This window comes from Promicromonospora kroppenstedtii DSM 19349 (genome assembly GCF_000515355.1).
GTDB lineage: Bacteria > Actinomycetota > Actinomycetes > Actinomycetales > Cellulomonadaceae > Promicromonospora > Promicromonospora kroppenstedtii.
In genome coordinates this window covers 11,470-18,849 of the sequence record NZ_KI911665.1, presented here as the reverse complement: position 1 = coordinate 18,849, position 7,380 = coordinate 11,470, and the positions used below count along the sequence as shown (strand labels likewise).

Annotated in this window: 8 protein-coding genes; all 8 read left to right on the top strand. The window is 72.7% G+C overall.

Going from position 1 to position 7,380, the window contains the following annotated elements; all coding sequences use genetic code 11:
* The coding region (locus tag PROKR_RS12415; protein WP_036963650.1) for an Asd/ArgC dimerization domain-containing protein at positions 1-603 on the top strand (603 nt) is incomplete at its 5' end.
* Entirely contained in the window at positions 600-1,781 is a 1,182-nt protein-coding gene (gene argJ / locus PROKR_RS12410) for a bifunctional glutamate N-acetyltransferase/amino-acid acetyltransferase ArgJ (RefSeq protein WP_036963648.1), read from the top strand. The genes PROKR_RS12415 and argJ, both read left to right, overlap by 4 nt.
* Positions 1,778-2,695, top strand: coding sequence for an acetylglutamate kinase (argB, locus tag PROKR_RS12405; protein WP_036963646.1), 918 nt, complete (start codon positions 1,778-1,780; stop codon positions 2,693-2,695). The genes argJ and argB overlap by 4 nt, the downstream gene beginning before the upstream one ends.
* Positions 2,692-3,972, top strand: coding sequence for an acetylornithine transaminase (locus tag PROKR_RS12400; protein WP_036963644.1), 1,281 nt, complete (start codon positions 2,692-2,694; stop codon positions 3,970-3,972). The genes argB and PROKR_RS12400 overlap by 4 nt, the downstream gene beginning before the upstream one ends.
* On the top strand, positions 3,969-4,898 hold the full coding sequence (gene argF, locus PROKR_RS12395) for an ornithine carbamoyltransferase (RefSeq protein WP_036963641.1): 930 nt from the start codon (positions 3,969-3,971) through the stop codon (positions 4,896-4,898). The genes PROKR_RS12400 and argF overlap by 4 nt, the downstream gene beginning before the upstream one ends.
* On the top strand, positions 4,898-5,407 hold the full coding sequence (locus PROKR_RS12390; protein WP_036963638.1) for an arginine repressor: 510 nt from the start codon (positions 4,898-4,900) through the stop codon (positions 5,405-5,407). Before argF ends, PROKR_RS12390 begins: the two co-directional genes overlap by 1 nt.
* 51 nt (positions 5,408-5,458) lie before the next feature.
* A complete protein-coding gene (locus PROKR_RS12385) occupies positions 5,459-6,706 on the top strand; it encodes an argininosuccinate synthase (protein ID WP_020016604.1) in 1,248 nt (415 codons plus the stop codon).
* On the top strand, positions 6,703-7,380 hold a 678-nt coding region (locus PROKR_RS12380), incomplete at its 3' end, for a lyase family protein (protein WP_036963636.1). The genes PROKR_RS12385 and PROKR_RS12380, both read left to right, overlap by 4 nt.

Sequence of the window (7,380 nt, the reverse complement as noted above, 5' to 3'; positions counted from 1 at the left end):
CCCGGCTGCAACGTCACCGCGGTGACCCTGGGCCTCCAGCCGGGGGTCGCGGCGGGCGTCGTCGAGCCCACCGACATCGTCGCGGTGCTGGCCAACGGTTACTCGGGCGCCGGCAAGGCGCTCAAGCCGCACCTCCTGGCGAGCGAGGCCCTCGGCTCGGCCCAGCCGTACGCGGTGGGCGGCACGCACCGGCACATCCCGGAGATCCGGCAGAACCTGCGGGCCGCCGGCGCGCCCGAGGTGACCATCAGCTTCACGCCCACCCTGGTGCCCATGGCGCGCGGCATCCTCGCCACCGCGACGGCCCCGCTGGCCAAGGGCGCCGACCCGGAGCAGGTCCGCGCCGCCTGGGAGGCCGCCTACGCCGACGAGCCGTTCGTGCACCTGCTGCCCGAGGGGCAGTGGCCGAGCACCGCGATGACGCTCGGCGCCAACACCGCCCTGGTCCAGGTCGCCGTGGACGCCGCCGCCCGCCGGGTGGTCACGGTCACGGCCATCGACAACCTGGTCAAGGGGACCGCGGGCGCCGCGGTCCAGTCCATGAACCTCGCCCTCGGCCTGCGGGAGACCGCCGGCCTCATCACCGAAGGAGTCGCACCGTGAGCGTCACCGCGGCACAAGGATTCCGGGCTGCCGGTGTCACCGCCGGCCTCAAGGCCTCCGGAAACCCGGACCTCGCTCTTGTCGTCAACGACGGTCCTGAGTTCACCGCGGCCGCGGTGTTCACGAGCAACCGCGTGGTCGGCGCGCCGGTGCTGTGGTCCCGACAGGCGGTGAAGGACGGCGTCGCCCGCGCGGTGGTGTTCAACTCGGGCGGCGCGAACGTGTGCACCGGACCCGGCGGGTTCCAGGACGCCCACGCCACCGCGGAGAGGGTCGCCGACGAGCTCGGGATCGGCGCCATCGACGTGCTGGTCGGTTCGACCGGCCTCATCGGCGTGCGGCTGGCCGCGGACAAGCTGCTCGCGGGAATCCCCGTGGCGGTCGGCGAGCTCGCGGCCGACGACGTCGCCGGGCAGGCCGCCGCCACCGCGATCATGACCACCGACACCGTCGCCAAGACGGCGGTGCGCACGGTCGAGACGCCGTCCGGCACCTTCACGGTGGGCGGCATGGCCAAGGGCGCCGGCATGCTCGCGCCCGCCCTGGCGACGATGCTGTGCGTGGTGACCACGGACGCCGTCGTCCCGGCGGCGGACGCCGACGCCGCCCTGCGGGCGGCCACACGCGTCACCTTCGACCGCGTCGACTCCGACGGCGCCATGTCCACGTCGGACACCGTGGTGCTCATGGCGTCGGGCGCCTCCGGGGTCACGCCCGAACCGGCAACCCTCACCGAGGCCGTCACCGCGATCTGCGCCGACCTGGCCCGCCAGCTCGTGGCCGACGCCGAGGGCGCGTCCCACGACATCGCGATCACCGTCACGAACGCCACCACCGAGGACGCCGCCCTCGCCGTCGCCCGCGCCGTCAGCCGGTCGAACCTGGTCAAGGCCGCCGTGTTCGGCAACGACCCCAACTGGGGCCGCATCCTGTCCCAGGTCGGCACCGTGCCCGAGGACGTCGCGCCGTTCGACCCGGAGCAGCTCGACGTCAGCGTCAACGGCGTCATGGTCTGCAAGGCCGGCGGCGCGCACGAGGACCCGGAGAAGGTCGACATGGCCGCGTCCCGCGACGTGACCTTCACGATCGACCTGCACGCCGGCGACGCCGAGATCACGCTGTGGACCAACGACCTCACGCACGACTACGTGCACGAGAACAGCGCCTACAGCTCATGAGCAGCGACATCGTGAACGGGCTGCGGCCCGACCAGAAGGCCGAGGTGCTCATCGAGGCCCTGCCCTGGCTGCAGGAGTTCTCCGGCGCGCTCGTCGTCGTCAAGTACGGCGGCAACGCCATGATCGACGCCGAGCTCAAGGCCGCCTTCGCGCAGGACATGGTGTTCCTGCGGCAGGTGGGCCTGCGGCCCGTCGTCGTGCACGGCGGGGGACCGCAGATCAACGCCATGCTCGACCGCCTCGGCATCGAGTCGGAGTTCAAGGGCGGCTTGCGCGTCACCACGCCGGAGGCCATGGAGATCGTGCGCATGGTCCTGACCGGCCAGGTCAGCCGGGAGCTCGTGGGCCTGATCAACGCCCACGGCCCCGTCGCCGTCGGCCTGTCCGGGGAGGACGGCGGCCTGCTCGGCGCCCAGCGCCGCCACGCGATCGTCGAGGGTGTTCCCGTCGACGTCGGCCTCGTCGGCGACGTCGTCCAGGTGGACCCGCGCGCCGTCGAGGACCTGCTGGAGGCCGGCCGCATCCCCGTGGTCTCCACGATCGCGCCCGACAAGGACGACCCGACCCAGGTGCTCAACGTCAACGCGGACACCGCCGCCTCGGCGCTCGCGGTGGCGCTCGGCGCCAAGAAGCTCATCGTCCTGACGGACGTCGAGGGCCTGTACACCAACTGGCCCGACAAGGGCTCGCTGGTGGAGCGCATCACCGCGCCGGAGCTGGCGGAGCTGCTGCCCAGCCTCGAGTCCGGGATGGTCCCCAAGATGGAGGCGTGCCTGCGCGCCGTCGAGGGCGGCGTGGGCGCCGCGACCGTCATCGACGGCCGGCAGCCGCACAGCGCCCTGCTGGAGGTCTTCACCACCCGCGGCAACGGGACCATGGTGGTCGCGGGACCGCAGGAAGGAACGAACGAATGAGCACGGTGATCCCCGCCGACGAGGGCTCGGCGCTCGCGGCCGAGGGTTCGGTCGCCGCCTGGACCCAGCGGTACTCGGGCGCGGTCATGGACACGTTCGGCCCGCCGCAGCGCGTGCTCGTGCGGGGCGAGGGCGCCTACGTGTGGGACGCCGACGGCAAGCGCTACCTCGACCTGCTCGCGGGCATCGCGGTGAACGCGCTGGGCCACGCGCACCCCACGCTGACGGCCGCGATCAGCGCCCAGCTCGGCACGCTCGGCCACGTCTCGAACTTCTTCGGCACGCCCGCCCAGATCGCGCTCGCCGAGACGCTCCTGCGCGTCGCCGAGGCACCCGACGGGTCGCGCGTGTTCCTCACCAACTCCGGCACGGAGGCGGTCGAGGCGGCGTTCAAGATGACGCGCCGCGTGGCGGCGTCGTCCGGCGTGGGCACGCGTACGCGGGTGCTCGCCCTGGAGGGCGGCTTCCACGGCCGGTCCATGGGCGCGCTCGCCCTGACCGCGAAGGCCGCCTACCGCACGCCGTTCGAGCCGCTCCCGGGCGGCGTCGAGCACCTGCCGTTCGGGGACCTCGCCGCCCTGGAGGCCGCGTTCACGCCGCAGTCCGTCGCCGAGCACGGCGAGATCGCGGCCCTCGTCGTCGAGCCCGTGCAGGGCGAGGCCGGCGTACGGCCCCTGCCACCGGGCTACCTCGCGGCCGCCCGCCGCCTGACCAAGGCGCACGGCGCGCTGCTCGTGCTGGACGAGGTGCAGACCGGCGTGGGCCGGTGCGGCTCGTGGTTCGCCTACCAGCAGCCGGAGATCGGCGGCGGCATCGTGCCCGACGTCGTCACGGTCGCCAAGGGCCTCGGCGGCGGCTTCCCCGTCGGTGCCGTGATCGCCTACGGCGAGGCCGCGCACCTGCTCGGCCGCGGCCAGCACGGCAGCACGTTCGGCGGCAACCCCGTGGCCTCGGCCGCGGCGCTCGCCACCCTCGGCGTGATCGAGCGCGACGGCCTGCTGGCCAACGTGCGCGAGGTCGGGGCGCTGCTGCGCCAGGAGATCGAGATGTGCGGCAGCCCGATCGTCAAGGAGGTCCGCGGTCGCGGTCTCCTGCTGGCCGTCGTGCTGAACGAGCCGGTGGCGCCACAGGTGGCCACGGCCGCGCTGGAGGCCGGGTTCATCGTCAACGCGGTGGCACCCGACGCGATCCGGCTGGCCCCGCCGCTGATCCTGACCACGGAGCAGGCCATGGAGGCCGCCCGCTTCTTCGCTTCCCCCCCGGAGGATTTCGCATGACCCGCCACTTCCTGCGCGACGACGACCTGACGCCCGCCGAGCAGAAGACCGTCCTGGAGCTGGGCATCGCCCTGCGTGCCGACCGGTACGCGAAGCGCCCGCTGGAGGGCCCGCGCGCCGTCGCGTTCATCACCGACAAGCCCACGCTGCGCACCCAGGTGTCGTTCGCGGCCGGTATCGCCGAGCTCGGGGGCTTTCCCCTCGTCGTCGACGGCCGGCTCGCCCAGATCGGCGTGCGCGAGTCCGTCGTGGACACCACGCGCGTGCTCGACCGGCAGGTCTCGGCCATCGTGTGGCGTACGTTCGGCCAGGAGCGCATCGACGAGATGGCCTCCGTCTCGCGGGTGCCGGTGGTCAACGCGCTGACCGACCAGTTCCACCCGTGCCAGATCCTCGCGGACCTGCTCACGGTGGCGCAGCACCGGGGGCTGGACGCCCTGCCCGGCACCACGTTCGCCTACGTGGGCGACGCCGCGAACAACATGGGCAACTCGTACGTGCTGGGTGGCGCCACGGCGGGAATGCACGTACGGATCGGTGGCCCCGAGGGCTACCTGCCCGACGCCGAGGTGGTCGCCCGGGCGCGTGAGATCGCCGTGTCCACGGGCGGTTCGGTGACGCTGACGACGTCGGCCAAGGAGGCCGTGGCCGGCGCGGACGTCGTCGCCACCGACACCTGGATCTCGATGGGTGACGAGGCCGAGGCCGAGCAGCGCGCGGACCTGTTCTGGGACTACCAGCTGAACGCGGAGCTGCTCGCGGCCGCCGCCCCCGGCGCGCTCGTGCTGCACTGCCTGCCGGCCTACCGCGGCAAGGAGATCACCGCCGAGGTGATCGACGGGCCGCAGTCCGTGGTCTTCGACGAGGCCGAGAACCGCCTGCACGCGCAGAAGGCGCTGCTCGCCTTCCTGCTGGAGCAGGGCTGATGGTCGTCCGGCAGACGGCGACGACCGCCACGACGAAGGCGGCCCGGCACGCCCGGATCACCGCGATCGTGACGCGCAACGCCATCCACTCCCAGGCCGAGCTCGCCGACGCCCTGGCCGCGGACGGCGTGAGCGTCACCCAGGGCACGCTCTCGCGCGACCTGATCGAGCTGCAGGCCGAGAAGGTGCGCGGTTCGGACGGCACGCTCGTGTACGCCGTGCCCGGCGAGGGCGGCGACCGCAGCGCGCAGTCGGACGCGAGCGAGGAGTACCTGTCCGCGCGGCTCGCGAGGCTGGCCAAGGAGCTGCTGGTCTCGGCGGAGTCCTCGGGCAACCTCGTGGTGCTGCGTACCCCGCCGGGGGCCGCGAACCTGCTGGCCTCCGCCATCGACCACTCCGTGTTCCCCGGGATGCTGGGGACCATCGCGGGGGACGACACCATCCTGGTGATCGCCCGTGACGCCGACGGTTCCGCGCTGGCCGAACGCTTCCTCGCGCTCAGCGCCTGAGAACGCACAAGAATTGCACCTGACACCACCACCGGAAAGAGATCGTCAATCATGACTGAACGCGTCGTGCTCGCCTACTCGGGCGGCCTGGACACCTCCGTCGCCATCGGCTGGATCGCCGAGGCCACCGGGGCCGAGGTGGTCGCCGTGGCCGTCGACGTCGGCCAGGGCGGCGAGGACATGAACGTCATTCGCCAGCGCGCGCTGGACTGCGGCGCCGTCGAGGCGTACGTCGCCGACGCGCGCGACGAGTTCGCCGCCGAGTACTGCATGCCCGCCCTGCGGGCCAACGGCATGTACCTCGACCGCTACCCGCTGGTCTCCGCCATCTCGCGCCCCGTCATCGTCAAGCACATGGTGCGGGCGGCTCGCCAGTTCGGTGCCTCGACCGTGGCCCACGGCTGCACCGGCAAGGGCAACGACCAGGTGCGCTTCGAGGTGGCCACCACCTCGCTCGCGCCCGACCTCAAGTCGATCGCGCCGGTGCGCGACCTCGCGCTGACCCGCGAGAAGGCCATCGACTACGCCGAGAAGCACGACCTGCCCATCGCGACCACCAAGAAGAACCCGTTCTCGATCGACCAGAACGTGTGGGGCCGCGCGGTGGAGACGGGCTTCCTCGAGGACATCTGGAACGAGCCCACCAAGGACGTCTACTCCTACACGGACGACCCCACGTTCCCGCCCGTGGCCGACGAGGTCTACCTGACCTTCGAGCAGGGCATCCCGGTCGCGATCGACGGCGTGCCCGTCACCCCGCTGCAGGCCATCCAGGAGATGAACCGCCGCGCCGGCGCGCAGGGCGTGGGCCGTATCGACATCGTCGAGGACCGCCTCGTGGGCATCAAGTCCCGCGAGATCTACGAGGCCCCCGGTGCCATCGCCCTGATCACGGCGCACCAGGAGCTCGAGAACGTCACGATCGAGCGCGAGCAGGCCCGGTTCAAGCGCCAGGTCGAGCAGCGCTGGAGCGAGCTCGTCTACGACGGCATGTGGTTCTCGCCGCTGAAGAAGTCGCTCGACGTGTTCGTGGACGACACCCAGAAGTACGTCTCCGGCGAGATCCGCATGGTGCTGCACGGCGGCCGGGCCACCGTGACCGGGCGCCGCTCGGAGCAGTCGCTGTACGACTTCAACCTCGCCACCTACGACGAGGGCGACGCGTTCGACCAGTCCCAGGCCCGCGGCTTCATCGAGATCTACGGCCTCACCGCCAAGCTCGCCGCCGCGCGCGACGAGAAGTTCGGCAACGGCGTGGACCTCGGCACCTCGGCGAGCCTGACGGCCGGCGCGCTGTGAGCGAGCACGACGGCAAGGACGTCGGCCACGCGACCCCGCGGACCGTCGGCGAGCACACCGGGCCGAAGGTCGCCCTCTGGGGCGGCCGGTTCGCCGGCGGTCCCTCGCCGGAGCTCGCGGCGCTGTCCCAGTCGACGCACTTCGACTGGCGGCTCGCGCAGTACGACATCGCCGGGTCGCGGGCGCACGCCCGCGCCCTGGCGGCCGCCGGTCTGCTCACCGAGCCGGAGCTCGCGCGGATGATCGACGCGCTCGACGTGCTGGAGCAGGACGTCGTCTCGGGCGCCTTCCTCCCGGTGCTCGACGACGAGGACGTGCACACCGCGCTGGAGCGCGGCCTGCTGGAGCGGGCCGGCGACGAGCTGGGCGGCAAGCTGCGGGCCGGCCGGTCCCGCAACGACCAGATCGCCACGCTGGTGCGGCTGTACCTGCGCGACCAGGCCCGCACGATCGGTACGCAGGTGCTCGACCTCGTGGACGAGCTCATCGTGCAGGCGCAGGCCGCGGGCAGCGCGCCCATGCCGGGGCGCACCCACCTGCAGCACGCCCAGCCCGTGCTGCTGGCGCACCACCTGCTGGCGCACGCCTGGCCGCTGCTGCGCGACGTCGACCGGTTCCTGGACTGGGACGTGCGCGCCTCGAGGTCGCCCTACGGCTCGGGCGCGCTCGCGGGC